This window comes from Micromonospora sp. SYSU B005 (assembly GCF_055362685.1).
The window spans coordinates 237,882-263,522 of sequence record NZ_JAXCFU010000010.1; the positions used below are offsets into that span (position 1 = coordinate 237,882).

A 25,641-nucleotide genomic window follows, 5' to 3' on the forward strand; every position below is an offset into this window, starting at 1 on the left:
CACCATGACCGCGACCGCTGAGCACGCCCCGGCGATGACGATCGGCGGCGTGGCCGAGGAGGCGGCCGCCGTCCTCCCGGTCGACAACCCGGCGACCGGCGCGCCGCTGGGCGCCGCCCCGGTCTGTTCCGGCCGGCAGCTCGACCGGGCGATGGACGCGGCGCTCGCCGCCGCCGGCGGCTGGGCCGCCGACGACGAGGCCCGGCGTGCCGCGCTGCTCGCCGCCGCGAAGGAGGTGTCGCGGGCCGCGTCCCGCCTCGGCGCCCTGGTCACCGCCGAGCAGGGCAAACCGGCGGCGATGGCGATCGCCGAGGCGTACGGCGCGGCCGGCGCGCTGCGCTACCACGCCGGACTCGACCTCGGCGCCGAGTTGCTGCGCGACGACCGGCGCGGGCACGTCGAGCTGGCCCGCCGCCCGCTGGGCGTGGTCGCCGCGATCACCCCGTGGAACTTCCCGGTCGCGATCGCCGCGGCCAAGCTGGCCCCGGCGCTGCGGGCCGGCAACACGGTCGTGCTCAAGCCCTCGCCGTACGCGCCGCTGGCCGTGCTGGAACTGGGGCGGCTGCTGGCGCCGCTGTTCCCGCCCGGCGTGGTGAACGTCGTGTCCGGCGGGGACGACCTCGGCGCGGCGATGGTCGCGCATCCGGTGCCGGCGCACGTGACGTTCACCGGGTCGGTGGCCGCCGGGCGCCGGGTCGCCGCCTCCGCCGGGGCCGGGCTCAAGCGGCTCACCCTCGAACTGGGCGGCAACGACCCGGCGATCCTGCTCGACGACGCCGACCCGGACGCGATCGCCGAGAAGCTGTTCTGGGAGGCGTTCGCCAACAGCGGGCAGGCGTGCATGCTGGTGAAACGGCTGTACGTGCCGGCGTCTCGGTACGGTCGCGTGGTCGACGCGCTGGCCGACCGGGCCCGGGCCACCCGGGTCGGCGACGGCGCGGTGAAGGGCACCGAGCTGGGGCCGCTCACCACCGGGGCGCAGTTGCGCCGGGTCACCGCGCTGGTCGAGGCGGCCACCGCCGGGGGAGCGCGGGTCGCGGCCGGTGGCGCGCCGCTGCCCGGCCCGGGACGGTTCTACGCTCCCACCGTTCTCGCCGGCGCCACCGACGACCTGGCGGTCGTGACGCAGGAGCAGTTCGGGCCGGTGCTGCCCGTGGTGCCGTACACCGATCTCGACGACGCGGTCCGGGCCGCGAACGCCGGCCCGTACGGGCTGGGCGCCTCGGTGTGGTCGGCGGACCCGCAGCGCGCCTGGGACGTCGCCGCGCGGCTGGACGCGGGCACGGTGTGGGTCAACTCGCACGCCGAACTGACCCCGGACCAGCCGTACGGCGGCCTGAAGTGCAGCGGGCTGGGCGTGGAGGGCGGTGTGGCCGGGCTGCACGGCTACACCGGCGCGCAGGTGCGTCACCGTCCCCGGTGAGCCGCCGTCCGGGCGCCCTCTCCGGGGCGCCCGGAGCGCGGGTCAGGTCAGGCCGCTGTAGAACAACGCGCCGATGACGGCCCGTTCCGCCTGCGGCAGGCGGGCGTGCGGCACCGCCCGGCCGGTCAGCGCCAGCCCTTCGCGCGGCTGGTAGATGAAGTCCAGCCCGCCGTCGGGGAAGTTGCCCGCCTCCCGCACCCACCGGTCCAGCCAGGCCGGGTCGTGGCCGGTCTCGTCGAGGTACGAGCGCATCGGCCCCGGGTCGCCGGCGATGGTGAACAGCAGCGACACCTCGCACGTCGGCTGGTCGGTGTGCACGCCCAGGTAGTCGCCCTTCTCGTAGCGCAGGTACGTGCACCGGGTCGGGTGCATGGGCCGGCCCATCCGGGCGCTGATCTCGGCGACCAGCGCCGGATCCTCGTGGATCTTGATGAGGGTCGGCCCGGCGCCCAGGTACGCGTTCATCGAACGGCTCACCAGCGCGTCGTGCTCGACGTCCCAGCCCGGCTGCGGCCCGCCCGCGAAGGACTCCCCGCGCGGGGCGGCCAGCAGCACCTCGACGTCCTTCATGCACTCCCTCGCGGTGGCCGCCGAGATCAGGTCCGGCATGTGCCAGTAGTAGCCGGACGGGTCCAGCATGGACAGGTAGTCGCTGCGCCGGCCGCTGGACTCGCGCAGCAGCGCCGCGTACTCCTCGTCCACCTCGTGGTCGGTGGGCCTCCGCACCACCCGCGACTTCACCGCCCTGATGATCAGCGGGCCCTGCGGGAACATCTGGTCGTACGTCGCGTCGACCAGCGGGCCGCCGCCGGCCAGCGGTGACACGTCGGCCGGCGGCACCCCGGCCGACACGGCCAGGCGCTCGTACAGCCGGATCGAGGCCGGTGGCTCGTCGCGCAGTCCGAGGTGGTGACGCAGCCGCCAGCGCCGCCACTCCAGCTCCACCTCGTTGATCCGGTGCCGGGGCCACCGGTACGAGCCGCCGGGCGCGTACAGCGCATCCCGGATGTGCTGCACGTCGATCGCGCGGACCCGGTCCGCGGCGGTGCGGAACAGGGCCGACGCGTCGGCGCCGGACGCCCAGGTGGCAGTGGACATGGTGTCCCTCCGGTCAGGCCGGCGCCCGGCGGCGCCGGCTCACTCGTCAGGCCGGTCGGTGGTCCCGCCGCCCTGCGCCAGCGCGGCGGCGTCGCGGGCGCATCCCCACGAGAGCATGACGCCGTTCCCCGCGTGGCCGTAGTTGTGCACGACGAGCGCGTCCCCCCGGCGCTCGGCCTCCACCCGCGGGGCCGGGCGGCCGGGACGCAGCCCGACGGTGTGCGCGAGCACCTCGGCGCCGGCCAGGGCCGGCTCGATCGCGGCGCACCGCGCGACGATGTCCCGCTCCTCGGCCGGGTCGGGCGTGGTGTCGTCGCTGCGCCGCTGCGCGCCGCCGAGCACCACGTGGTCGCCGTGCGGGAAGATCGACGCCCAGGTGGGCGTCATCGGCGCCTCCAGGAAGAACCGCTCGATCCCCGGGTTGCGCACCACGATCTTCGGGCCGCGCACCGGGTACAGCTCGTCGTCGCCGGTCAGCGCCCGGGCGGCCAGTCCGGTGCAGTTGACCACCACCGGCGCCACCGCCGCCGCCTCGTCGAGCGAGGCCACCGGCTCGGTGCGCAGCTCGCCGCCGGCGTCCAGGAAACGCTGCTGGAGGTACGCGAGGTAGACGGGCATGTCGACAAGTGGCAGCCGGACGGTGAACGCGGTGCCGAAACCCGCCGGGCGCTCGTGCTCGTCCAGCGGCCGGAAACCCGGGGTCTGCTCCACGAACGGCGGGGTGGCACCGGCGGGCCGTGCGGCGAGTACGCCCTCGCGCAGCGTCACGCCCGGCATCGGCTCGTCGCGCAGCACCCGCAGCGTCTCGTCGGTCCAGGCGCGCTGCGGGTCGTCCGGCGGTGACAGGTTCGGGCCGACCAGCGCCGAGGCCTGCATCGAGGTCGTCCGCGCGGGTGGTTCCGCGGTACGGATCAGCACCCGCGCGCCTCCCTCGGCCAGCCGGATGCCGGTGCTGAGACCGGTGACACCGGAACCGAGGACGACGACGTCCGGACGTGCGGTCATGAAGGATCCTCCGAGTGTGCGGCGGCTGTGGTCAGCTGTCCTGTCAGGAAGATTCTCCACAGCTCACGCCGCTTCGGCTTGCCACTCGTGGTTCGCGGGATGGTGCCGACGCCGGTCCGGACGAACACCAGGTCGGCACCCTCGGTCACCCGGCCGACGAGCCCCTGCGCCGCCTCCAGCCGCAGCGGGTCGGCCTGCTCGACCACCACCACCGCGGTCGGCCGGTCCCCGCGCATGCCCAGCAGGACGGTCTGCCGGTGCCGCGGCAGCCCGGCCGACTCCAGCGCCGCCTCCACGTCCTCGGCCAGCAGCGTACGGCCGCGCACCTTCACGCTGTCGCCGATGCGGCCCAGCACGAACAGCTGGCCGTCGTGCAGGAACCCGGCGTCGCCGGTGACCAGCGGCCCGTCCCGGCGGCCGGTGTCGGCGTCCGGCGGCTCGTTGTGGTAGCCGTCGGTGAGGCAGGGACCGTCCACCACGATCTCGCCGACGTGGTCCTCCGGCAGTTCCCGGCCGTCCCGGTCGACGATCGCGACCCGGATCCCGTCCAGCGGGCGGCCGGAGCCGACGAGCGCGCCACCTGCCTCCGGCACCAGCGGCACCGGCCCGTCGAGCACCACCCGCCGCGGGTCCAGCGGCACCGACGTCCACAGCTCGTCCAGCGGCAGACCGGTGACGGCGAGTGTCGCCTCGGCCAGCCCGTACGCGGGCAGGATGGCGCGCGGGTCCAGCCCGTACGGGGCCAGCAGCCGCACGAAGCGCTCCACCGCGCCGGTGCCGACCCGCTCGGCGCCGACGATGACCGCCCGCCAGGCGGAGAAGTCCATGCCGTCCAGGTCCTGCGGGCGTACCTTGCGCGCGACGTGTTCCAGCCCGAACGTCGGCATCGCGGTGAGCCGCGCGCCGTGGACGCCGAAGCAGCGCAGGTAGCGCAGCGGGGACCGGACGAACTGCTCGGGGGAGAGCAGCCACAGGTCGCTCTGCCGCACCACGGGCGTGATGAGGCAGCCGATCAGCCCCATGTCGTGGTGCATCGGCAGCCACGACGCGGTCGGGTCCTCCGGCCGCATCCGCAGCCACCGCGCGATGGCGGCCACGTTGGCCTCCAGCGCCGGCACCGGCACCCGGACCCCGCGCGGCGCCCGGGTCGAGCCGGAGGTGAACTGGAGCATCGCCAGCTCGGCCGGGGCCCAGCCCGGCCACGGGCCCGGGTCGGCGGTGGCGATCACGTCGTCGTCGACCCGCACCGGCACCGGCGGCGGCACCAGCCCGGCGAGCTGCCCGGCCAGCGCGGCGGACGTCACCACCATCCGCGGGGCGGCCCGGCCGACCAGGTGGGCCAGCGCCCGCGCGTACCCGGTCAGGTCCTGGCCGAACGCGGGCGGCGCGGTCGGCACCGGCACCGCGCCGGCCACCATCGCGCCGAAGTAGAGCTGGATGAACCGGGGCCCGGTGGGCTCCACGATCACCACCGTGTCGCCGTCGGCGGTCCCGGCCGAGCGCAGCCCGGCGGCGACCCGGCGGGCGCCCTCGGCGAGCCGCTCGTAACTCCACTCGTCCCACCCGTCGCCGGGCCCGGCGAAGCGGACCGCCGCGTCCGGGCGCGGCCGGTGCACCCAGTCGGTCAGCGGCGAGCCTGCCGCCGCGGCGCGATCCTGTCCGTCCATCGGGGACCTCCTGGGCACGGGTGGGCGGAGCGTAACGCGGTGCCACGCGACGGCGGCAGGCCCGCGCGAGCCGGCCGGCAGGCACGCTTGCGGCGCCGGCCGGCCCGGCGCGAGCATGCGCTCGACGTGTGACGTGGGCGCGATGTCCCTGGCACGCCTGCCCGGTCAGGTGCGGGCAACTGGGCATTCTGCCCAGTTGAACGGACCCGGCGAGGAGGCTGCGAAGGTGCCTGGACGATCCCTGATCTGCGGACTGAAGGTCACGCACGACGGCGCGGTGGCCGTGATCGACGACGGTCGGCTGCTGTTCTCCACCGAGGCGGAGAAGCTCGACAACCACAACCGCCACGCGGAACTGCACGACATCGACGTGATCCACGACGAACTGCGCCGGCACGGCCTGTCGGCGGGCGAGCTGACCGGCGTGGCAGTCGACGGCTGGGCCCGGGACCGGGACGGCACCTCGTACGTGTGGCTGCTCGACGGCGCGCGCCCGCACCCGCTGGACGTGGCCGGCTACGAGGACCCGGTGACCGACGCGGCGCGGCCCCTGGACGCGCGGCACGGCCCGCTGCCGCAGCGGTTCGGCCCGGCCGGCTTCGCCAGCTACACCCACGCCACCGGGCACCTGTTCGCCAGCTACTGCACCAGCCCGTTCGCGCAGCGCGGCGAGCCGGCGCTCGGCCTGGTCTGGGACGGCGGGATGCCGCCCTTCCTCTACCTGGTCGAACCGGACGGGCCCCGGGTACGCGGTGTCGGCCGGGTCAACGAGTTCATCGGCGGCCTGTACCCGATCTTCGCCTCGCACTTCGACCCGTTCCGGGTCGACCGGCGCAGCGCCGACCCGGACCGCCGGTTCGGGATGGAGGCGCTGCTCCCGGTCTCCGGCAAGGCGATGGCGTACGCCGGGCTGGGCAAACCGGTGGAGGCGGTGATCGACGTGATGGGCGCCGTCACCACGCAGTTCGGCGCGGTCGACACGCCGATGCGCTCGTTCCAGTGGAGCCAGCGGGTGCTCCAGCTCGCCCGGGGCCTCGGCGCCACCGACGCCGAGCTGCTCGCCTCGTTCCAGGAGTACCTGTTCCGGGCCCTGGTCACCGGCATGGTGGCGATGCTCGACCGGCACCCGGAGCTGCGGGCGCTGCCGCTGTGCCTGTCCGGCGGCTGCGCGCTGAACATCAAGTGGAACTCCGGCCTGCGGAGCAGCGGGCACTTCCCGCGGGTGTGGGTGCCGCCGTTCCCCAACGACGCCGGCTCGGCGATCGGCGCCGCGTGCGCCGAGATGGCCCGCACGACCGGGCGTACCGGTCTTCAGTGGAGCGAGTTCGCCGGGCCGGAGCTGCGCTGGGACGGCGTGGTGCCGCCGGGCTGGACGTCGCGGCCGTGCCCGGTCGAGGACCTGGCCGCGCTGCTGCACGAGCGCGGCGAGGTGGTCGTCGTGCTCACCGGGCGGGCCGAGCTGGGCCCGCGCGCGCTCGGGCACCGCAGCCTCATCGCGCCCGCCACCAGCCGGGACATGCAGCAGCGGCTCAACGAGATCAAGGGCCGGGAGTGGTACCGGCCGGTGGCGCCGATCTGCCTGGAGGAGCGGGCGCCGGAGGTGTTCGCGCCCGGCACCCGCGACCCGTACATGCTCTTCGACCACGACGTCCGGGCCGGCTGGGTGGAACGTATCCCGGCGGTGGTGCACGTCGACGGCAGCGCCCGGCTGCAGACCGTCGACGCCGGCAACCAGGTGGTCCACGACCTGCTGCGCGCCTACGAGCGCCTCAGCGGCGTACCGGTGCTCTGCAACACCAGCGCGAACCTGCCGGGACGGGGTTTCTTCCCCGACCCGGGCACCGCCATGTCCTGGGGCCGCACCCGGTACGTGTGGTCCGACGACGTGCTCTACGAGCGCCTCTGAGCCCGCCTCCGGAGGGTGTCCGCGGTCGAGTTCGCGCACGCTTCCGGGGGCGCTCGGGGCGGGGTTACGGTGCCCCCGTGCCGATTCCGAATGAGCAGCAGACGCGGAAGCGGGTGCGGGAGCTGGTCCTCGAACTGGCTCCCAACCCGGAGAAGGGCGACCAGGACGAGGTGCTCCTCGTCGAGGACCTGGAGTACCACTCCCTGGCCCTCCTGGAGCTCGCCTTCGCCCTGGAGGACGAGTTCGACCTGCCGCCGATCGACGAGCAGAGCGTGCAGAACATCCGTACCGCCGCCGACATCGAGAACCACGTGGTGCGGCAGCTGGAGAGCAAGGACGCCGAGCCGCTGGCCGCCACGACGGAGTGACGGTCCACTTCGGACCGTGTGAGGGCTGGCAACGATCGGTGGAGGTGCGGACTTGTCCGAGCACGACGAGGTCATCTGCGGGCTGAAACTGACCCACGACGGCGCGCACGCCCTCATCCGGGGCGACCGTCTGCTCTGGTCGGTCGAGGAGGAGAAGGTCGGCAACCGCCGCCGCCACGCCCGCCTCACCGACCTGAGCGGCGTGGTGGCCGAGCTGGAACGCCACGGCCTGGGCATCGGCGACATCGACGCGATCAGCGTCGACGGCTGGGTGCAGTCCGGCGACGGACGGACCGCGGCGGAGATCGAGCTGCCCGACGGCGGGCGGCAGATGATCGACCTGGCCGGCTACGCGGTCATCGCCGAGCCCGGCAACCCGCTGCCGGCCCACCCGCGCACCACCGGCAGCGGCCTGCCGCTGGGCTCGAAGACCTTCGACTACTCCAGCTACCCGCACGCCACCGGCCACGCGTTCGCCGGTTACAGCACCAGCCCGTACGCGGCGGCGGACCGGGCCGCGCTGATCCTGGTGTGGGACGGCGGCATGCCCGCCACCCTCTACCGGTTCGACCCGGCCACGCCCGCGCTGCACTCGCTCGGCGTGGTGGTCCCGATCGTCGGTGCCCTCTACCCGATCTTCGCCTCGCTGTTCCCGCCGTTCGGCGTCCCCGCCGACGAGCGCCGCCGGCTCGGCGGGCTGGGCGACTTCGCCCAGCTGGAGGCGCTGCTGCCGGTCTCCGGCAAGGCGATGGCGTACGCCTCACTGGCCCCGGCCAGCGAGGAGGCGATCACGGTGATGACCGAACTGGCCGAGTCGATGCTGCCGATCGGCATCACCGGCGCGTTCCTCTGGAGTCATCAGGCCCGGCGCCGGCTCGCGCCGCTGCGGCTCTCGGACGCGGCGATCCTCGCCTCGTTCCAGGAGTTCCTGTTCCGGCTGCTGCTGCGCGGGCTGCGTACCGGCCCGGGCGCCGCCTACGTGCGGGCCGGCGAGCCGCTCTGCCTGTCCGGCGGCTGCGCGCTGAACATCAAGTGGAACTCCGGGCTGCGGGCCAGCGGCGACTTCAGCGACGTGTGGGTGCCGCCGTTCCCGAACGACGCCGGCTCGGCCATCGGCACCGCCTGCGCGGAGCTGTTCCGCCGCACCGGCCGCGCCGCGCTGCGCTGGTCGGTGTTCGACGGCCCGGAACTCGTCGACTCGCCGGTCCCGCCCGGCTGGACCGGCCGCCCGTGCAGCGTCGCCGAACTCGCCGAGCTGCTGCACCGCACCGGCGAGCCGGTCGTGGTGGTCGACGGCCGGGCCGAGCTGGGCCCGCGCGCCCTGGGCCACCGCAGCATCATCGCCCCGGCGCACGACCCGGCGATGAAGGACCGGCTCAACGAGATCAAACTGCGCGAGTCGTACCGGCCGGTGGCGCCGATCTGCCTGGAGGAGCGGGCGCCGGAGGTGTTCGACCCCGGCACCCCCGACCCGTACATGCTCTTCGAGCACCACATCCGGCCCGGGTGGCGGGACCGGGTGCCGGCGGTGGTGCACGCCGACGGCAGCGCCCGGCTGCAGACCGTCGGCCCGGCCCATCCGCTGCTGTTCGAACTGCTCACCGCGTACGAGCGGCACTCCGGGATCCCGGTGCTCTGCAACACCAGCGCCAACCACCCCGGACGCGGCTTCTTCCCCGACGCCGCCTCCGCGATGCGCTGGGGCGGCGTGCCGCGGGTCTGGTCGCGGGGCCGGCTGTACACGGCGGACCGCTGACCATGGTCGCCCGTCGCGCCGACATCTCGGCGATGCTCGAGATGCTCCCGCCGTTCGCCGTGCGGGTCGCCGCCACGCTGCGGCTGTCCGACCACATCGCCGACGGTCACACCGGGCTCAAGGCGCTCGCCCGGGCCGGCGGCGCCGACCCGGACGCGCTCGGCCGGCTCCTGCGCTACCTGGTCCAGCTCGGCCTCTACACCGAACCCGAGCCGGGCACGTACGCGGTCACCCCGGCCGGCCGGATGCTCGCCACCGCCCACCCGTCGGGCCTGCGGGCCTGGCTGGACCTGGACGGGCCGGGCGGGCGGATGGACCTGGCGCTGGCCGGGCTGCTGCACGCGGTGCGCACCGGCGAACCCGGGTACGACCGGGTCCACGGCCGCTCCTTCTGGGACGACCTGGCCGCCGACCCGGCCCGCGGTGACGCCTTCGACGCGCTGATGGCCGGCAAGTCCCGGCGCGTCGCCGCCGACCTGGCCGCCGTGGTGCCCTGGGACGGCACCCGGCACCTGGTCGACGTGGGCGGCGGTCGCGGCGCCACGATGATCGCCGTCCTGGGCGCCCACCCCGGTCTGCGCGGCACCGTGTTCGACCTGCCCGGACCGGCGGCCGGGGCGCGCGCGGCGGTGCGGGAGGCGGGCCTTTCCGACCGGTGCGACGTGGTCGCCGGCAGCTTCCTCGACGCCGTGCCCGAGGGCGACACCCACCTGCTGTTCGACATCCTGCACGACTGGGACGACGCGACCGCCGCGGCGATCCTGCGCCGCTGCGCCGCGGTGAGCCGCCGGGTGCTCGTGGTGGAGGACATCCCGGCCGGCGAACCGGACCGGTGGTCGGCCGCCGCCGACCTGAAGATGCTCACCCTCTTCGCCGGCCGCCAGCGCACCGCCGCGCAACTGGCGGCGCTGGGGGCGGTGGCCGGCCTGCGGGCCGTGCATCCGGCCGCGCCGGTGGCGCTGCCGGGCGGGTTCGCCTACGTCGAGTTCCGGCCGGGCGCCGGGGAAGGGGGTACGCCGGCATGAGCGGCTCCGAGTCCGCCGGGCACGTCCTGGTCACCGGCGCCTCCCGGGGCATCGGCCGCGCCGTCGCGGTGCACCTGGCCGGTCTGGGCTACGACGTCACCGGCTGCTACCGGCGCGACGGCGAGGACGCCGAGGCGGCCGAGGCGGAGGTCGCCGCCCACGGCGTGCGCTGCCTGTTCCAGTCCTGCGACGTGTCCGACCCGGACGCCGTCGAGGAGCTGGTGGCGCTGGCGGAGAAGAAGATCGGCCCGCTGACCGGGCTGGTCAACAACGCCGGCATCACCCGGGACGCCCCGGCCGTGCTCATGCGCGCCGACCAGTGGCGGGACGTGCTGGACGTCAACCTCACCGGCACCTGGAACCTGTGCCGCACCGTCGGGTTCCGCTTCCTCAAGCGGCGGGCCGGCGACATCGTCAACATCTCCTCGGTCGCCGGTGTCTACGGCAACGCCGGTCAGACCAACTACGCGGCGGCGAAGGCCGGCATCATCGGCCTGACCCGCTCGCTGGCCAAGGAGATGGCGCCCTACGGGTCGCGGGCCAACGTGGTCGCGCCCGGGTTCATCGACACCGACATGACCTCGGCGCTGCCGTCGAAGTCGCGCGCCAAGGCGCTCGCCGCCATCCCGCTGGGGCGCTTCGGCGTACCGGACGACGTGGCGCCGCTGGTGGCCTTCCTGCTGTCGCCCGCCGCGTCGTACATCACCGCCCAGGTCTTCCACGTCGACGGCGGGATCGTCCTGTGACGCCCGTGCCGTGCCCCACCGACCGTCGTACCAGGAGAGGAACAGTGTCATGTCGGACAAGCAAACCCACCTCGAGGAGCTGCGCGAGCTGGTCGCGGAGGTGCTCGAGGTCGAGCCGTCGGAGCTGACGGACACCGCCGACTTCCAGGACGAGTACGAGGCCGACTCGCTGCGGGCGATCGAGATGCTGGCGCGGATCGAGAAGCGCTACAAGGTGGAGATCCCGCAGCGGGAGCTGGCCGGGATGGAGAACCTCAAGGCGGTGTACGAGATCACCGCCACCTACGCGGGCTGGGACAGCTAGTGCGATGAACCGTGTCGTGATCACCGGCGTCGGGCCGGTCTCCAACATCGGCATCGGGGCCCGCGCCTTCGAACAGGGGCTGCGCGAGGGGCGCGTGGGTGTCGGGCCGATCCGCAGCTTCGACACCACCGGCTTCCCGCGCACCATGGCCGGTGAGGTCCGCGACTTCGTCCCGGCGGACCTGCTGCGCCGGCTCGACGTCGCGGCGTGGGGCCGCTCGTCCCTGTTCGCGGCCGCCGCGGCCCGGCTCGCGGTGCGTGACGCCGGCCTGGACGTGGCGCTCGACGCCGGTGCGCTGGCACCGGACCGGGTCGGCGTGGTGGTCGGCACCACCAGCGGTGAGTCGAAGCTGACCGAGGAGTTCGGCCGGCGGGTGGTCGACGCCGGGTTCGCCGCCGTGGATCCGGCGCTGCTGGCGGGGTTGCCGGCCGGGCGGCTGGCCTTCGCCGTGAACGAGGAGCTGGGCGTGACGGGTGAGTCGGTGACGCTGGCGACCGCCTGCTCGGCGAGCAACTACGCCATCGGCTACGCGTACGACGCGATCGCCGCCGGCGACGCCGAGGTGATGCTCACCGGCGGCGCCGACTCGGTGTGCCGGTGGGCGCACGCCGGGTTCGTGCGGCTCGGTGCCGTCGCCGAGACCGCCTGCGCGCCGTTCGACCTGAACCGCTCCGGCATGGTCACCGCGGAGGGCGGCGCGATGCTGGTGCTGGAGTCCGCCGACCACGCCGCCGCGCGGGGCGCCCGGCCCTACGCCGAGGTGCTCGGCTACGCGCTGAACTGCGACGCCAGCCACATGGTCGCGCCGAACGCGGCGACCATCGCCGCGTGCATGCGCCTGGCCTTCGACAACGCCGGGATCAGCCCGTCGGACGTCGACTACGTCTGCGCGCACGGCACCGGCACCGCCGCCAACGACGCCACCGAGGCGGAGGCGCTGTTCGAGGCGTTCGACGGGAAGGTGCCGCCGGTCAGCTCGATCAAGTCGATGCTCGGCCACACCATGGGCGCGGCGAGCGCGTTCGGCGCGATCGCGTCCGCCGTCGCCATCGCCAGGGGGTTCCTGCCGCCGACGGTGAACTGGGCGTCGCCGGACCCGGCCATGTCGTGGCTCGACCCGATCCCGAACCGGGCCCGCCCCGCGCCGGTACGGGTGGCCCAGAACAACGGCTTCGCGTTCGGCGGCAACAACGCCATCGTCCTGCTCGGGGCGCCGTCGTGACCGCGCTGACGATCGCCGGCTGGGGCGTCGTGGGCCCGGCTGCGGACAGCCCGGAGGCGCTCGCCACGGCGCTCGGGGCCGCGCCGCAGCCGGTGCCGGTCACCGGCATGTACGCCGACGAACTGCCCGACGCGCGGGCGCACGCCCTGGTCGGCTTCGACGTCAAGGCGCACCTGCGCCGCCGCGGCACCGCCTTCTTCGACCGGCGCACCTCGCTGACCGTGGTCGCCTGCGGCCGCGCGATCGAGGACGCCGGGCTGGTGGTGACCGACGACAACCGGGACCGGATCGGCATCGTCACCGGCACCACCGCCGGCAGCGTCAAGTCGAGCGTGGACTACGCGGCGGAGACGTTCACCCAGCAGCCGCCGTACCTGGTGAACCCGGCGCTGTTCCCGAACACCGTGATGAACTGCGCGGCCGGTCAGTCGGCCATCTGGTACAAGCTGCACGGCCCGAACGCCACCGTCGCCGGAGGGCCGTTGGCTTTCCTGACCGGGCTGCGCTACAGCGCGAACCTGTTCCGGCGGGGCCGTGCGGACGTGCTGCTCGCCGCCACGGTGGAGGAGTTCACCCCGCACAGCGCCTGGACCGTGCGGCGTACGGGCGGGACCGTCGCCGGGGAGGGCGGCGCCGCGTTCGTGTTGCGCCGCGAAGCGGACGGGCCGGCCGACGGCGCCGTCCTCGCCGTGCGGGTCGGCTTCTGCCCGGCCGGCCAGTCCCGGCCCGCCGCGCTCTCCGCACTCGTCCGGGCGACGCTGGCCGAGGCCGGCGTGGACGGCGCGGACGTGACCACTGTCGCCTGCGGCCGGCGTGGCGACGCACGCGACGACGCCGAGGTCTGGTCGGCGGTGGACGACGGGCTCGGCGGGCGTTCGCCGGCCGAACGGCTGCACGTCGACGACGTGGTCGGGGACTGCCAGGCGGCGACCGGGGCCTGGGAACTGGCCGCGGTGCTCGCCCGGCACCGCGCCGACCCGGGCCGCGACGGCGCGTACGCGCTGCTCGTGGCGCGGACGCCGGAGGGCGGCGTCGGCGCCGCGGTGGTCCGGGGCCGGAGCCGGCGATGATCCCACCGCGACTGCACGGCCTCATCGCCGACGACCGGGACGCCACTGCGGCCGACGGCGACGGCCCGGTCGCGGTGTTCGTGCACGGCATGGAGGACGACTGCCGGGGCTGGACCGCGCTCGCCCGCAGCCTCGGCCCGCAGTGGCGGACGCTGGCGATGTGCGTGCCCTGGCACGCCGGCAACGACTACTCCTGGCGGTACGCCGGGCGGCCGGGGGAGTGGGTGGCGGCCGGGCTGTCGAAGCTGCCCGCGCCACCGACCGTCCTGGTCGGGCACTCCTTCGGCGCCAACGCGATCCTGGAGCTGCTGGCCACCAGCCCGCAGCCGCCGGCCCGCTCGGCGGTGCTGACCACGCCGTTCTACCGGCCGCACGACGCGCCGGTGACCTGGCGCGCGTTCGACAGGTCGCGGCGGATCTTCCAGCGCCAGATCAGCGACGGGCTGCGCTCGCGGCTGACCGCCCGCAAGACGTCACTGGAACCCGACATCCTCGAATCGATGCTCGAACGGGCGTGGGAGCGCACCGGCCCGAGCGCGTTCCTGGCGGTCTTCGAGCAGTACCTGGCCAGCGGCCACCTGCCGGTGCAGACGGTGGAGATCCCGGTGCTGGTGGTCGGCGGCGAACGCGACCCCGGGCTCAACCGGGACCACCTGCGGGCGCTCACCGACCGGCTGCCGCTGGGCCTGCTCGCCTGCGAACCCGACTACGACCACTTCTGCCACCGGCGACACGCCCACCGGCTCGGCCGGTCGATCGACCGGTTCGCCCGGTACGGCACCGACGCGGAGAGGCCGGCCCGATGACACCGAAGACACAGCCGCGCGTGCACTTCTCCTTCCGCAGCCCGTTCAGCTGGCTGGCGATCACCGTCCTGCGCCGGCGGGTGCCGGACCTGGACGACCGGGTCACCTTCGTGCCGTTCTGGAACCCGGACGCGGTCACCGAGGCGGCGCTGCGGGAGCGTGGCGCGGAACTGCACTACGCCCAGATGAGCAAGGCGAAGCACCTCTACATCCTGCACGACACCAAGCGACAGGCGGCCCGCGTCGGCGTGCCGATGCGCTGGCCGATCGACGACGACCCGTGGTGGGAGCTGCCGCACCTGGCCTGGCTGACTGCCCGCCGCGCCGGACGCGCCCGGCAGTTCTACGAGGCGGCGTGCGCGGCCCGCTGGGAACGCGGCGAGGACATCTGCACCGTCGAGGCGGTCGAGCGCATCGCCCGGGAGGCCGGGCTCGACCCCGGACCGGCGGCCCGGGCCACCGACGACCCGCTGATCCGGGCCGAGGCGGTCGACTGCCTGGAGCAGGCGTACCACGACGACATCTTCGGCATCCCGTACTTCCGCGTCGGCCGGCACCGGTTCTGGGGCCTGGACCGGGTGGACGACTTCGTCGCCGAGCTGGAACACCCCACCCCGGTGCGGCGGCCCGCCCCGACCGGCGCGGCCCGGCGGATCGGGGCGTACGACACCGACACGGCGGGAGGCTGCGGATGACCGCGAGCGCACGGGAGTCGGCGCGACTGTTCGATCCGTTCGACCCCGCCGTCCTGGCCGACCCGTACCCGGCCTACGCGCGGCTGCGCGACCACGACCCGGTCAGCTACCTGCCCGAGTACGACGTGTGGATGGTGACCCGGTACGACGACGTGGTCGCCATCGCCCGCGACCCGGCCCGGTTCTCCTCGAAGATCGGCATGAGCCCGGACTTCGCGGTCGCCGGTGGCCCGCAGACCGGCGTCAGCTACCGCATCGGCGCGCCGTCGGTGCGGGTGCTCATCGCCACCGATCCGCCCGAGCACCAGATCTTCCGGCGCGCCGTGGCGGGCGCCTTCACCCCCGCCTCGGTGACCGCGGCGACGCCCCGGATCCGCGCGCTGGCCCGCGAACGCGTACGGGTGCTGCGGGAACGCAGCGAGGCCGGGTGCGGCGACTTCTTCACCGACCTGGCCGAGCCGCTGCCGGTGCTCGTGCTCGCCGACCTGCTCGGCGTGCCGGCGGACATGCACGAGGAGTTCCGGGACTGGTCCACAGTCATCACCAAGGACCTCGACCAGGCGTCCGGGCCGCCCCGGGTGGGCCGGGGGATCGAGATGTTCCGCTACTTCAGCCGACAGCTCCGCCGCGCCACGCCGGGCCGGGCCAACCTGTTCGACGCGATCGCCACGGCCCGCTCCGCCGGGGTGTCCGAGCAGGAGCTGCTGGCGTTCTGCGCGTTCCTGCTCGTCGCCGGCATCGAGACCACCACGAACCTGCTGACCAACCTGATGGCCGCGCTGCTGCGCTTCCCCGGCCTGCAGGACCGCATCCGCGACGACCCGGGCCTGGTGCCGACCGCCGTGGACGAGGCGATCCGCTACGACACCCCCGTCCAGGCGCTGTGGCGGGGCACCCGCGAGCCCGTGGAGCTGCACGGACGTACGCTGCCCGCCGACGCCCGGGTGCTGCTGGTCTGGGGCGCGGCCAACAGAGACGGCCGCCGGTTCGACCAGCCGGACGAGTTCCGGCCGGACCGCCGCCCCAACGACCACGTCGGCTTCGGCGCGGGCCCGCACTTCTGCCTCGGCGCGCGGCTGGCCACCGCCGAGGTCGCGGCGGTGCTGCACGAGCTGTTCGCCGCCGCGATCCGGGTGGAGCCGGCCGGGGAGCCGGTGCTGACCCGCAGCCTCGTGCTGCGCGGCCGGACCAGCCTGCCGGTGCGGTTGGTGCCCCGGTGACCCCGCCCGACCGCGACCCGGTCGTCGTCGAGGCGGTCCGCACCCCGATCGGCCGCCGCCGGGGCGCGCTCAGCGGCGTCCACGCCGCGGTCCTGCTGCGCCACGTGCTGCTGGCCGTGCTGGAGCGCACCGGCGTCGCGCCCACGGACGTCGACCAGATCATCGGCGGCTGCGTGACCCAGGTCGGCGAGCAGGGCCTCAACGTGACCCGCAACGCGTGGCTGTCCACCGGCCTGGACCACCGGGTCGCGGCGACCACCGTGGACGTGAGCTGCGGCTCGGCCCAGCAGGCCAACCACCTGGTCGCAGCGCTCATCCACGCCGGGGCCATCGACGTCGGCATCGCCTGCGGGGTGGAGTCGATGAGCCGGGTGCCGGTGGGCAGCAACTTCACCGGCGCGGCCGACTTCCGCACCGAGGACTACCCGTGGGACGACCCGCCCCGGCTGCAGTTCGGCGGGGCCGAGCGGATCGCCGCACGGCAGGGACTCACCCGTGACCAGCTCGACGCGTACGGCCTGCGCTCGCAGCGGCGGGCCGCCGCGGCCTGGGCCGCCGGGCACTTCGACCGCGAGGTCGTGCCGGTGCCGGTGCCCGGCGGCCCACCGGTCGCAGTCGACGAAGGGCTGCGCGCCTCCACCCCGGAAGGGCTGGCCGCGCTGCGCCCCACTGTCGACGGCGGCCTGCACACCGCCGGCACCACCTCGCAGGTCTCCGACGGCGCCGCGGCGGTGCTGTGGATGTCGGCCGGCCGGGCCCGGGCGCTCGGCCTGCCGGCCCGCGCCCGGCTGACCCACCAGGTGGTGACCGGCGCCGACCCGTACTACCTGCTCGACGGCCCGGTGGAGGCCACCGGCCGGATCCTCGCCCGCGCCGGCATGAGCCTCGGCGACATCGACAGGTACGAGGTCAACGAGGCGTTCGCCGCCGTGGTGCTGTCCTGGGCCGGGCGCCTCGGCGCGGACCTGGACCGGGTCAACGTCAACGGCGGGGCCATCGCGCTCGGGCACCCGATGGGCGCCACCGGCGCACGGCTGATCACCACCGCGCTGCACGAGCTGGAACGCACCGGCACGGAGCTGGCCCTGATCACCATGTGCTGCGGCGGCTCGCAGGGCACCGCCTCGATCCTGCAGCGCTGCTGACGGGCACACACGTACCCGGCCGGACCGCAGTGGAGGGAGCACCAGGATGCGGATGGGAGTGTTCGTCGGCGACTTCACCGGTCCCGGCGGCACGGCGGCGCTGGGCGAGCGGCTCGCCGCGTTCGCCGTACGGGCCGAGCGGGCCGGCGCGGCGAGCCTCTGGCTCAACGACCACCTGTTCCAGATCCCCATGTTCGGCGGCGAGGACGACCCGGTGCCGGAGTCCTGGACGGCGCTGGCGTTCGTCGCGGCCCGGACCAGCCGCATCGAGCTGGGCACGCTCACCACCTCGGCGACGTACCGGCACCCGGGCGTGCTGCTCAAGACCGTCGCCACGCTGGACGTGCTCAGCGGGGGGCGGGCCTGGCTCGGCATCGGGCCGCCCTGGCACGAACGGGAGCAGCGCGACATGGGCATCCCGGTCGGGTCGTGGCCGGAGCGCTTCGCCCGGCTGGAGGAGATCCTGCGGCTGACCCGGCAGGTGTGGGACGGCGACACCGCCCCGTTCACCGGCGAGCACTACCGGCTCGACCGGCCCCGGCTGTGCCCGCCGCCGCTGCGCCGCCCGCCGATCCTGGTCGGCGGCGCGCACGAGCGGCGGGTGCTGCGGCTCGTCGCCCGCTACGCCGACGCCTGCAACCTGTTCGAGGCGGGCGGGCTGCCGATGCTGCGGCTCAAGCTGGACCTGCTGCGGCGCAACTGCGAGCAGGCCGGCCGCCCCTACGACGACATCCTGCGGACCACGTTCGGCGCGCTGCGCGCCGAGGACGTGGCCGACCCGCGGGCGGCGCACCGGCGGTTCCAGGACCTCGCGGAACTCGGCGTCGACCTGGCCGTCGTGGACCTGGGCGCGGACGCCGACGAGCGCCGGTTCGAGCTGTTCGCGGCGCTGGCCGAGGCGGTCGCGCCGCTCGGCCGCACCCAGCCGGCCGCTGTGCCGGCGCACATCGTTGTTCCGGCCGTACCGGCGTTGGCAGACTGACCCGGCGACGGCCGATCCGCACGCGTGTCGAATGTGGAGGAACGTCAAATGACCTCGACCACCCCCGTGACGATCGACGCCCTCAAGGCGGCCCGGGAACTGGCGCCGACGATCGCGGACCGGGCCGCCGAAGGCGAACGCCTCGGCTGCGTACCCCCCGATCTGCTGGACCGGATCTCCCGGGCCGGGCTGATCGACCTGATGCTGCCGCAGGCGTTCGGCGGCCTCGAACTCGACCCGATGGCCGTGGTGGACGTCATCACCGAGTTGTCCCGCGCGGACGGCTCGGTCGGCTTCACCATCCTCAGCCTCAACGCCACGTTCTTCGTCGCCTGGCTGGAGCCGGATGTCGCCCGCTCGGTGCTGGCCGACCGGCCGCGCGCCATCGCCACCGTGTTCGCGCCGCTGGGCAAGGCGACGCCGGATCCGGGCGGCGGGCTGGTCGTGGACGGCCGCTGGCCGTTCAACAGCGGCTGCCGCAACGCCTCCTGGTTCGCCAACGGCGTGATGGTGATGGACGGCGACAAGCCGGCCGTCGTCCCGCCCGGGCGCCCCGACTGGCGGCTGGTCTTCGTCCCGGCCGCGGACGTCGAGGTGCTCGACACCTGGGACGTCGCCGGGCTGCGCGGCACCGGCAGCAACGACGTGCGCATGACCGGCGTACGGGTGCCGCCGGAGTACACCGCGAACCCGATCTTCGAGTCGGCCAAGCTGGACGGGACCATCTTCCGCTGGTCCTTCTTCGCGCTCATGGGCGTGCTGTTCGCCGGGTTCCCGCTGGGCATCGCCCGCCGCGCGATCGACGAGTTCGTCACCGTGGCGCCGCACAAGTCGCGGGGCAGCCGCCCGCTGGCCGAGGAGCAGTCGGTCCAGCTGACCGTCGCGCGGGCCGAGGGGCAGTTGCGCTCCGCGCACGCGTACGTGCAGGACACGCTGGGCCGGGCGTGGGACCGTACGCTCGCCGGCGACGAGATGACCATGGACGACCGGGTCGCGGTGCGGCTGGCCACCGGCAACGCCATGCGCGCCGGGACCGCCGCCGTCGACTCGATCTTCCGGCTGGCCGGGGGCAGCGCCCTCTACAACCGGTCGCCGCTGCAACGCTGCTGGCGCGACATCAACGCCGGCAGCCACCACGGCTACTTCTCCGAGTACCACGAGACCCGCGTGGGTCGGGCGCTGCTCGGCGTGCCGGTGCCGGACCCATGGATGATGTGACGACGGACGGGCGCCGGCCGTGGACCGGCCGGTGGATCTGGTGCCAGGACACCGGCATCCGCCGCACCGGCGAGTTCCAGAGCATCCCGGAGGTCGACGAGCGGGTCCACGACCGGCGGGTGCTGTTCCGGCGCGAGTTCACGCTCGACCGGGTGCCCGGGCGGGCGCCCATGCGGATCACCGCCGACTCCCGGTACGTGCTGTGGGTCAACGGGGTGGAACTGGCCCGCGGCCCGGCCCGCAGCCATCCGCGCCGCCTGCTCCACGACACCGTCGACGTGGCCCCCGCGCTGCGGCCCGGCGTCAACGTCGTCGGGGTGCTGGTGCGGTTCTACGGCGAACCGACCGCCTGGTGGATGCCGGCGGTGCCGACGTTCAGCCACGGCGCCGGGGTGCTCGTCGCCGAGGTCGACCTGCCCGGCGGCGTCCTCGGCACCGACCGGACCTGGCGCTGCCGGGTGAGTGACGCGTGGACGCGCCAGCGCCCGTCCGGTCTCGGCCAGGCCCGCCCGGAGGTGCTCGACGGCCGCCGGCTCGACCCGGACTGGCTGCGGCCCGGCCACCCGGACGAGGGCTGGTCGGCGCCCCGCGTGGTCACCGCCCTGCACCTCGGTGGCATCGACCGGGCGGTCCCGCCCACCGACCCGTACGGGCCGATGCCGCCGCGTGTCACCGCGCCGCCGGCCGTGACGCCGAGGACCCCGGCGGGGCTGCGGCGGCACCGGCCCGGCACGCCCGGTGAGCCGGTGACGCTGCCCCTGACCGTCGACCTGGACGCCGGATCGTCGGAGGTGCTCACCGCCGACTTCGGCCGGGTCGTCGCCGGCACGCTGGCGCTGCGGCTGACCGGCCCGGCCGGCGTGGTCGCCGACGGCTCGCTCGGCGAACGCCTGGACGGCGAGGGCGCGCCGGCACCGCCGAGCGCCGCGTTCTCCTACACGCTGCGCGGGCACGCCGACACGTTCGAGACCGCCGACCCGGGCGGCGGCCGGTACGCGGTGCTGCGCCTGACCGGCTCCGGCCGGGTCACGGTGGACGCCGTCACCGTGTCCGAACGGCTGCGCCCACGGCCGGCCGGCCCGTTCTTCACGTGCAGCGACCCGCTGCTGGACGAGATCCACCGGGTCGGCCTGCGGACCGTCGACCTGACGGCGCAGGACGCGTACATCGACTGCCCGACCCGGGAGCAGCGCGCCTGGACCGGCGACTCGGTGGTGCACCAGGCCGTGGACCTGGTCACCAACCCGGACTGGCGGCTGGCCCGCTGGCATCCGCGCCTGGCCGCCGTCCCCGGCCCGGACGGGCTGCTGCCGATGGCGGTGGCCTGCGACTTCGAGCACCGCGCCACCACCACCATCCCGGACTGGTCGCTGCACTGGATCCGGTCGGTACGCAACCTGTGGTGGTGGGCCGGCGACCGGGACGAGGTGGCCGCGCTGCTGCCGGTGGCCGAGGGCGTGCTGCGCTGGTTCGCCGAGTTCGCCCGCGACGGGCTGCTCACCGACGTCACCGGCTGGGTGCTGCTGGACTGGGCCAGCGTGCAGGGACGCGGCGCCGGCGCGGTGCTCAACGGGCTGTGGGGACGTGCCCTGACCGACTTCGCCGAGATGGCCGCGTGGCTCGGCGACCACGGCCGGGCCCGCTGGGCGCGCGCGCAGCACCGCCGCCTCGCCGAGGCGTACCGGATCTTCTTCGACCCCGCGCGCGGCGGCTACCGGGACTGGGCGCACGACGGCGTGGCCGGTCCGGGCCTCAGCGACCACGCCGCCGCGGCGGCAGTCGTCGGCGGCCTCGTCCCGGCCGCGTCGCGGGCCGCGGTGCTGCGGTTCCTGCTCGCGCGGGAGGACCGGGTGACCAGCGCGTGGTCCTTCGGCGTCATGCCGCTGCGGGCGGCGATGGGCCCGCCGCCACCGGACTGGGACGTGGACCGCCAGGTGGTCGCGGCACAACCGTTCTTCCGGTACGTGGTGCACGACGCGGTCGCCGCGCTCGGCGGCGCGGAGCACGTGGCCCGGCTGTGCCGGGACTGGCGGGCGCTGCTGACGGAGGAGACGGACACCTGGCCGGAGACCTGGTCGGGCGGCTCGCTCTGCCACGGCTGGTCCGCCACGCCGAGCCGGGACCTGCCGCTGTACACGCTCGGCGCGGGCCCGGCGGCACCCGGCTTCGCCCGGGCCCGGGTCGCGCCGCGCCTGGGTGACCTGGACTGGGCGCGCGGGGCGGTGCCGACGCCGCACGGCCCGCTCACTGTCGAGGTGGGCACGGAGGTGACGGTGGAGTCCCCGGTGCCGGTGGAGATCGACGTGGGCGGCGTCCGGCACCACCGGCCGCCCGGCCGGTGGACGGTCCCGGCGGGACGGGAACACGACCCGGACCGCCCCGGCGCCGCGGTGACGGCATGACCGGCGAACCGGCGGGCGCGCGGGCCAACGGCACCCGGCTGACCGTCGCCAACGGCTGGCGGCCGGCCACCGACGCCGTCCCGGCCGCGCGTCCCGTCCCCGTGGAACGGGCCGACGCGCTGCTGTCCGCCGTCGCCGACCTGGTCGGACCGCGCGCCGACCCGCTCGGCGACGCGCTCGCCGCGGTGCTCGACGCGGCCCGCGACCTCGTCGAGGTGGCGGCCCGGTGGCCGGCCGGCTCCACCCCGGGGGCCGAGTCGCACGAGCGCCTCCGGCAGGCCCACGGCAGCGCCCGCGCCGCGTGCAGCGTCTGCTGGTACGCGGTGGTCGAGGTGGGCGACCAGGTCCGCCGCGCGGACGGCGGCCGTCCGGCTCAGTAGCCGGGCGGGGCCGTGTAGCCGCCGGTCAGCTCGTGCACCGCCGCGGCGAAGGCCAGCGTGCCCCGGTCACCCCAGCGCGGCCCGATCACCTGCACCCCGACCGGCAGCCCGGCCGCGGTACGGCCCACCGGCACGGCGGTGGCGGGCAGCCGGGCCAGGCTCGCCAGGCTCGCCCACACCAGCTGCCCGGCGTACGGCGCCGGTCGGCCGTCCACTGTGAGCTGCCGGGCCAGCGGGGGAGCGTCGGTCTGGTGCGGGTACGCCGGAAGCGGCGCGGACGGGGTGATCACCAGGTCCACCCGCTCGAAGACCGCCTGCCACGCGGCGGCCGACCGCGCCTGCCGCTCGGCGCTGCGGTGCCAGGCCCGGTACGGCTGGGCGAGGCCCCGGGCGAGCCGCACCACCGGGCGGTCGTCGTCGGGGCGGGCCCGGCGGGCGATCCGGGCCAGCTTGGCGAAGTCGGCGTCGGAGAAGTCGGTGCTGAGCACACCCAGCAGCAGTTCCAGGTAGATCTCGTAGGACTCGTAGAACGGCCGGGGCGGCCGGAGCCGGTCCTCGACCAGCGCGCCGGCACCGGCCAGGCGGGCCACGAACTCCCGGAGCACCCGCAGCGTCTCCCGGTCGGTGCGCATCAGCGGGTTGTCCAGCCAGACCGCGATCCGGCAGCCGCTGATCCGCCGCGTCGCCGGGGGCGCCGGGGGCAGCGTCCCGCCCGGTACGCCGCCCGCGTCGTCGCCCACCAGCACGCCCAGCGCCAGGTCGAGGTCGGCCGGGTGCCGGGCCATCGGGCCGACCGCGCCCAGCGGCGACGCGCCGAGCGTGCCGGGCGGCCCGGGGATGTGCCCCCGCGTCGGCACCGCCGAGAAGGTCGGCAGGTGCCCGTACACGCCGCAGAAGTGGCTCGGCAGCCGGATCGACCCGGCGATGTCGCTGCCCAGCTCCAGCGGGGTGAGCCCGGCCGCGAGCGCGGCGGCGGAGCCGCCCGAGGAACCGCCCGCGGTACGCCCGGGATCCCACGGGTTACGGGTCAGCCCGTACACCGGGTTGTCGGTCTGGAAGTCGCCCGCGTACGGCGGCACGTTCGTCTTGCCGACCACGACGGCGCCGGCGGCGCGCAGCCGGGCGACCGCCTCGGCGTCGCGGTCCGGCCGGTGCCCGGCCAGCTCGGGCGCGCCCGCGGTGGTCACCAGCCCGGCGGTCTCGAACACGTCCTTGACCGTCATCGGCAGGCCGTGCAGCGGGCCGCGGGGCTCCCCGCCGGCGCGTGCCCGGTCGGCGGCGGCCGCTGCCGCGAGCGCCCGGTCCCGGTCCACCGCCACCACCGCGTTGACGGCCGGGTTGAGCCGCTCGATCCGGTCCAGGTGGGCCCGGACCAGGTCGGCGCTGGACACGGCGCCGGCGTCGAGGGCGCGCAGCAACGCGGTCGCGCTCACCGTGGCCAGGTCCTCCATCGCACCTCCCGGCCGCACCCGCGCCGACTGCGCCGGCCGCACGGGCTGGGTACGGTCGTGGCACCGTACCGCCCGGCCGGTCGACTGCGGACCGGTCGCAGTTGCGCGGCGTCCTGAACGCTTGTGCGGCGGCGGCGCGGCGGGCGACGCTGCCGGGGACACCGCGAGCGTGCTCCGGGCGGGCAACGGGCCTCGTTACGGGGCGGCCGCCGCAGCGTCCACGCGTGCATCCGTGGCGATCGTCGCCTGCCCACAGGGGAGACTGGCATGACTTCCGCTCCGACCAGGTCGACCACCTCGAAGACTCCACCGGGGTCGAACGCGCCGCGGTTCGTACAGACCGCGTCGTTCGTCCGGGGTCCGATCGACTACCTCGACCAGAACCACCGCAAGTACGGCGACATCTTCACGGTGTCGCTGATCGGCATGCCGCCGATCGTGTACGTCGCCAACCCGGACCTCGCCCGCCAGGTGTTCGCCACCGACCGCAGCGTCGGCAACGCCGGCCGTACCCGGCAGGACTTCCTGCAGCGGATGGTGGGCGACTACTCCATCCTGGTGCTCGACGGCGACGAGTGGCTGCGGCAACGCAAGATGATCGGGTCGGCGTTCCACACCCGCTACCTGCAGAGCTACCAGGAGGAGATCCGCCGCATCGCGGTCGAGTCGGTCGCCACCTGGCCGGTCGGCACGCCGTTCCCGGTCCGGCCCAAGATGCAGACCATCGCGTTGGACGTGCTCCTGCGCGTCGTGTTCGGCATCCGCGACCTCGAACGGGTCGCCCAGCTGCGGGAGATGCTGCCCCGGCTGACCGCGTCGGCATCCAGCATGGAGACGCTGGCGTTCGTGCTGTCCCGCTCGGCGTGGGCCGGCATCGAGCCGATCTTCCGCAAGATCCCGGGCAGCGCGGCGGCCCGGTTCACCCAGGCGCGCGCGGACTGCGACGCGATCCTCTACGACGAGATCCGGCGGCGGCGGGCCGAGCCGGACAACGCCGAGCGCAAGGACATCATGTCCCAGCTGCTGCGCGCCGCGGACGACCAGGGCACGCCGATGACCGACCTGGAGCTGCGCGACGCGCTCATGACGCTGCTGGAGGCGGGATACGAGACGACCGCCGCGGCGATGGCCTGGGTCTTCGAGCGGCTCGTCCGTCACCCCGACGTCTACCGGCGACTGCTGGAGGAGACCAAGGACGGCGACGAGACGTACCTGGAGGCCGTCATCAAGGAGACCATGCGGACCCGGCCGATCGTGCCGGTGATGCCGCGGGCGCTGTCCGGCCCGCTGGAGATCGGCGGCTACACGGTGCCGGGCGGCTGGTGGGTCGCGCCGTCGGTGCCGCTGCTGCACGGCCGGGAGGAGTCGTTCGAGTCGCCGGAGGAGTTCCGGCCGGACCGTTTCCTCGGCGAGGACGTGCCGAAGGCGGCGTTCCTGCCGTTCGGCGGCGGCCGGCGGCACTGCCTGGGCGCGCAGTTCGCCATGATCGAGATGAAGGCGGTCATCCCCGAGGTGATCAAGCGGATGGACCTGCGCCGCCCCGACGGCGCCGGTCCGGAGGCACAGAAGACCTCGCACGTGCTGCTCACCCCGTCCGAGGGGGCGACAGTCGTGGCCGAGCCGCGTAGGCAGGCGGCGAGCGCCTGAGACGTACCGATCGACCGGGCCGGCCCTCGACGAGGGCCGGCCCGTCCCGTGTCGGCAGTCGGCCCGGGAACCCGCCCGACGGCGCGGCCGGGTGGCCGAGAGCTC

Annotated in this window: 22 protein-coding genes; 18 read left to right on the top strand and 4 right to left on the bottom strand. The window is 75.1% G+C overall.

The features are described from left to right. Positions 1 to 4: 4 nt before the first annotated feature. The gene (locus SM452_RS22785) at positions 5 to 1,423 is read left to right on the top strand and encodes an aldehyde dehydrogenase family protein (RefSeq protein WP_357209600.1); all 1,419 of its coding nucleotides are present in this window, start codon (positions 5 to 7) and stop codon (positions 1,421 to 1,423) included. Positions 1,424 to 1,465: 42 nt separating this feature from the next. On the opposite strand, the gene SM452_RS22790 is transcribed toward SM452_RS22785, so the two are convergent. Genes SM452_RS22790 through SM452_RS22800 form a run of 3 tightly spaced genes read right to left on the bottom strand, consistent with a single transcriptional unit; the run spans position 1,466 to position 5,193 of the window. Beyond that, complete coding sequence (locus SM452_RS22790) at positions 1,466 to 2,521, bottom strand: hypothetical protein (RefSeq protein ID WP_135239698.1); 1,056 nt, start codon at positions 2,519 to 2,521, stop codon at positions 1,466 to 1,468. A gap of 39 nt (positions 2,522 to 2,560) precedes the next feature. Further along, positions 2,561 to 3,526, bottom strand: coding sequence for an FAD-dependent oxidoreductase (locus SM452_RS22795; RefSeq protein WP_355511201.1), 966 nt, complete (start codon positions 3,524 to 3,526; stop codon positions 2,561 to 2,563). Next, complete coding sequence (locus SM452_RS22800) at positions 3,523 to 5,193, bottom strand: AMP-binding protein (protein ID WP_463840655.1); 1,671 nt, start codon at positions 5,191 to 5,193, stop codon at positions 3,523 to 3,525. The genes SM452_RS22795 and SM452_RS22800 overlap by 4 nt, the downstream gene beginning before the upstream one ends. A 226-nt stretch (positions 5,194 to 5,419) precedes the next feature. Here SM452_RS22800 and SM452_RS22805 point away from each other — a divergent pair, with 226 nt between their 5' ends. The 16 genes from SM452_RS22805 to SM452_RS22880 all read left to right on the top strand — a co-directional run bounded on the left by SM452_RS22805 (position 5,420) and on the right by SM452_RS22880 (position 22,438). Continuing rightward, on the top strand, positions 5,420 to 7,099 hold the full coding sequence (locus SM452_RS22805; protein WP_463840656.1) for a carbamoyltransferase N-terminal domain-containing protein: 1,680 nt from the start codon (positions 5,420 to 5,422) through the stop codon (positions 7,097 to 7,099). A gap of 77 nt (positions 7,100 to 7,176) precedes the next feature. After that, positions 7,177 to 7,467, top strand: coding sequence for a phosphopantetheine-binding protein (locus tag SM452_RS22810; protein ID WP_216933389.1), 291 nt, complete (start codon positions 7,177 to 7,179; stop codon positions 7,465 to 7,467). Positions 7,468 to 7,519: 52 nt separating this feature from the next. Next, positions 7,520 to 9,223 (top strand): carbamoyltransferase N-terminal domain-containing protein, encoded by a 1,704-nt coding sequence (locus SM452_RS22815; protein ID WP_355511206.1) that lies wholly within the window; start codon positions 7,520 to 7,522, stop codon positions 9,221 to 9,223. A gap of 2 nt (positions 9,224 to 9,225) precedes the next feature. Next, complete coding sequence (locus tag SM452_RS22820; protein ID WP_355511208.1) at positions 9,226 to 10,248, top strand: methyltransferase; 1,023 nt, start codon at positions 9,226 to 9,228, stop codon at positions 10,246 to 10,248. Next, on the top strand, positions 10,245 to 10,994 hold the full coding sequence (gene fabG, locus SM452_RS22825) for a 3-oxoacyl-[acyl-carrier-protein] reductase (RefSeq protein WP_262014491.1): 750 nt from the start codon (positions 10,245 to 10,247) through the stop codon (positions 10,992 to 10,994). The genes SM452_RS22820 and fabG overlap by 4 nt, the downstream gene beginning before the upstream one ends. 49 nt (positions 10,995 to 11,043) lie before the next feature. Continuing rightward, complete coding sequence (locus SM452_RS22830) at positions 11,044 to 11,298, top strand: acyl carrier protein (RefSeq protein WP_135239705.1); 255 nt, start codon at positions 11,044 to 11,046, stop codon at positions 11,296 to 11,298. 4 nt (positions 11,299 to 11,302) lie between these two features. Beyond that, positions 11,303 to 12,520: a beta-ketoacyl-[acyl-carrier-protein] synthase family protein gene (locus tag SM452_RS22835; RefSeq protein WP_262014490.1), complete on the top strand. Its 1,218-nt coding sequence runs from the start codon at positions 11,303 to 11,305 to the stop codon at positions 12,518 to 12,520. Further along, positions 12,517 to 13,590, top strand: a complete 1,074-nt coding sequence (locus SM452_RS22840; protein ID WP_463840657.1) for a beta-ketoacyl synthase N-terminal-like domain-containing protein — start codon at positions 12,517 to 12,519, stop codon at positions 13,588 to 13,590. The genes SM452_RS22835 and SM452_RS22840 overlap by 4 nt, the downstream gene beginning before the upstream one ends. After that, complete coding sequence (locus SM452_RS22845; RefSeq protein ID WP_463840658.1) at positions 13,587 to 14,396, top strand: alpha/beta fold hydrolase; 810 nt, start codon at positions 13,587 to 13,589, stop codon at positions 14,394 to 14,396. Before SM452_RS22840 ends, SM452_RS22845 begins: the two co-directional genes overlap by 4 nt. Continuing rightward, positions 14,393 to 15,091 (top strand): DsbA family protein, encoded by a 699-nt coding sequence (locus SM452_RS22850; RefSeq protein ID WP_463840659.1) that lies wholly within the window; start codon positions 14,393 to 14,395, stop codon positions 15,089 to 15,091. Before SM452_RS22845 ends, SM452_RS22850 begins: the two co-directional genes overlap by 4 nt. After that, positions 15,088 to 16,311: a cytochrome P450 gene (locus SM452_RS22855; RefSeq protein ID WP_135239710.1), complete on the top strand. Its 1,224-nt coding sequence runs from the start codon at positions 15,088 to 15,090 to the stop codon at positions 16,309 to 16,311. The genes SM452_RS22850 and SM452_RS22855 overlap by 4 nt, the downstream gene beginning before the upstream one ends. Continuing rightward, on the top strand, positions 16,308 to 17,456 hold the full coding sequence (locus SM452_RS22860) for a steroid 3-ketoacyl-CoA thiolase (RefSeq protein ID WP_463840660.1): 1,149 nt from the start codon (positions 16,308 to 16,310) through the stop codon (positions 17,454 to 17,456). Before SM452_RS22855 ends, SM452_RS22860 begins: the two co-directional genes overlap by 4 nt. 46 nt (positions 17,457 to 17,502) lie before the next feature. Beyond that, positions 17,503 to 18,438, top strand: a complete 936-nt coding sequence (locus SM452_RS22865; RefSeq protein WP_357209608.1) for a TIGR03560 family F420-dependent LLM class oxidoreductase — start codon at positions 17,503 to 17,505, stop codon at positions 18,436 to 18,438. 48 nt (positions 18,439 to 18,486) lie between these two features. Further along, positions 18,487 to 19,656 carry an acyl-CoA dehydrogenase family protein gene (locus SM452_RS22870; RefSeq protein WP_262014485.1) on the top strand — a complete coding sequence of 390 codons (1,170 nt, stop codon included), beginning with the start codon at positions 18,487 to 18,489 and terminating at the stop codon, positions 19,654 to 19,656. Continuing rightward, on the top strand, positions 19,644 to 22,058 hold the full coding sequence (locus SM452_RS22875) for an alpha-L-rhamnosidase-related protein (RefSeq protein WP_463840661.1): 2,415 nt from the start codon (positions 19,644 to 19,646) through the stop codon (positions 22,056 to 22,058). Before SM452_RS22870 ends, SM452_RS22875 begins: the two co-directional genes overlap by 13 nt. Next, complete coding sequence (locus SM452_RS22880) at positions 22,055 to 22,438, top strand: hypothetical protein (RefSeq protein WP_463840662.1); 384 nt, start codon at positions 22,055 to 22,057, stop codon at positions 22,436 to 22,438. Before SM452_RS22875 ends, SM452_RS22880 begins: the two co-directional genes overlap by 4 nt. Here SM452_RS22880 and SM452_RS22885 read toward each other — a convergent pair. Beyond that, positions 22,432 to 23,889, bottom strand: coding sequence for an amidase (locus SM452_RS22885; protein ID WP_463840663.1), 1,458 nt, complete (start codon positions 23,887 to 23,889; stop codon positions 22,432 to 22,434). The two genes, SM452_RS22880 and SM452_RS22885, sit on opposite strands and share 7 nt — an antisense overlap. Positions 23,890 to 24,156: 267 nt before the next feature. Here SM452_RS22885 and SM452_RS22890 point away from each other — a divergent pair, with 267 nt between their 5' ends. Beyond that, positions 24,157 to 25,536: a cytochrome P450 gene (locus tag SM452_RS22890; protein WP_262014481.1), complete on the top strand. Its 1,380-nt coding sequence runs from the start codon at positions 24,157 to 24,159 to the stop codon at positions 25,534 to 25,536. Positions 25,537 to 25,641 lie beyond the last annotated feature (105 nt).

What these genes read in the sequence shown, in the direction of transcription:
- SM452_RS22885 (WP_463840663.1), bottom strand. Translation starts at nt 23,889, where the DNA reads ATGGAGGACCTGGCCACGGTGAGCGCGACCGCGTTGCTGCGCGCCCTC.
- SM452_RS22880 (WP_463840662.1), top strand. Translation starts at nt 22,055, where the DNA reads ATGACCGGCGAACCGGCGGGCGCGCGGGCCAACGGCACCCGGCTGACC.
- SM452_RS22830 (WP_135239705.1), top strand. Translation starts at nt 11,044, where the DNA reads ATGTCGGACAAGCAAACCCACCTCGAGGAGCTGCGCGAGCTGGTCGCG.
- SM452_RS22820 (WP_355511208.1), top strand. Translation starts at nt 9,226, where the DNA reads ATGGTCGCCCGTCGCGCCGACATCTCGGCGATGCTCGAGATGCTCCCG.
- SM452_RS22870 (WP_262014485.1), top strand. Translation starts at nt 18,487, where the DNA reads ATGACCTCGACCACCCCCGTGACGATCGACGCCCTCAAGGCGGCCCGG.
- SM452_RS22890 (WP_262014481.1), top strand. Translation starts at nt 24,157, where the DNA reads ATGACTTCCGCTCCGACCAGGTCGACCACCTCGAAGACTCCACCGGGG.
- SM452_RS22835 (WP_262014490.1), top strand. Translation starts at nt 11,303, where the DNA reads ATGAACCGTGTCGTGATCACCGGCGTCGGGCCGGTCTCCAACATCGGC.
- SM452_RS22790 (WP_135239698.1), bottom strand. Translation starts at nt 2,521, where the DNA reads ATGTCCACTGCCACCTGGGCGTCCGGCGCCGACGCGTCGGCCCTGTTC.
- SM452_RS22800 (WP_463840655.1), bottom strand. Translation starts at nt 5,193, where the DNA reads ATGGACGGACAGGATCGCGCCGCGGCGGCAGGCTCGCCGCTGACCGAC.
- SM452_RS22865 (WP_357209608.1), top strand. Translation starts at nt 17,503, where the DNA reads ATGCGGATGGGAGTGTTCGTCGGCGACTTCACCGGTCCCGGCGGCACG.
- SM452_RS22795 (WP_355511201.1), bottom strand. Translation starts at nt 3,526, where the DNA reads ATGACCGCACGTCCGGACGTCGTCGTCCTCGGTTCCGGTGTCACCGGT.
- fabG (WP_262014491.1), top strand. Translation starts at nt 10,245, where the DNA reads ATGAGCGGCTCCGAGTCCGCCGGGCACGTCCTGGTCACCGGCGCCTCC.
- SM452_RS22855 (WP_135239710.1), top strand. Translation starts at nt 15,088, where the DNA reads ATGACCGCGAGCGCACGGGAGTCGGCGCGACTGTTCGATCCGTTCGAC.
- SM452_RS22785 (WP_357209600.1), top strand. Translation starts at nt 5, where the DNA reads ATGACCGCGACCGCTGAGCACGCCCCGGCGATGACGATCGGCGGCGTG.
- SM452_RS22875 (WP_463840661.1), top strand. Translation starts at nt 19,644, where the DNA reads ATGGATGATGTGACGACGGACGGGCGCCGGCCGTGGACCGGCCGGTGG.
- SM452_RS22845 (WP_463840658.1), top strand. Translation starts at nt 13,587, where the DNA reads ATGATCCCACCGCGACTGCACGGCCTCATCGCCGACGACCGGGACGCC.
- SM452_RS22850 (WP_463840659.1), top strand. Translation starts at nt 14,393, where the DNA reads ATGACACCGAAGACACAGCCGCGCGTGCACTTCTCCTTCCGCAGCCCG.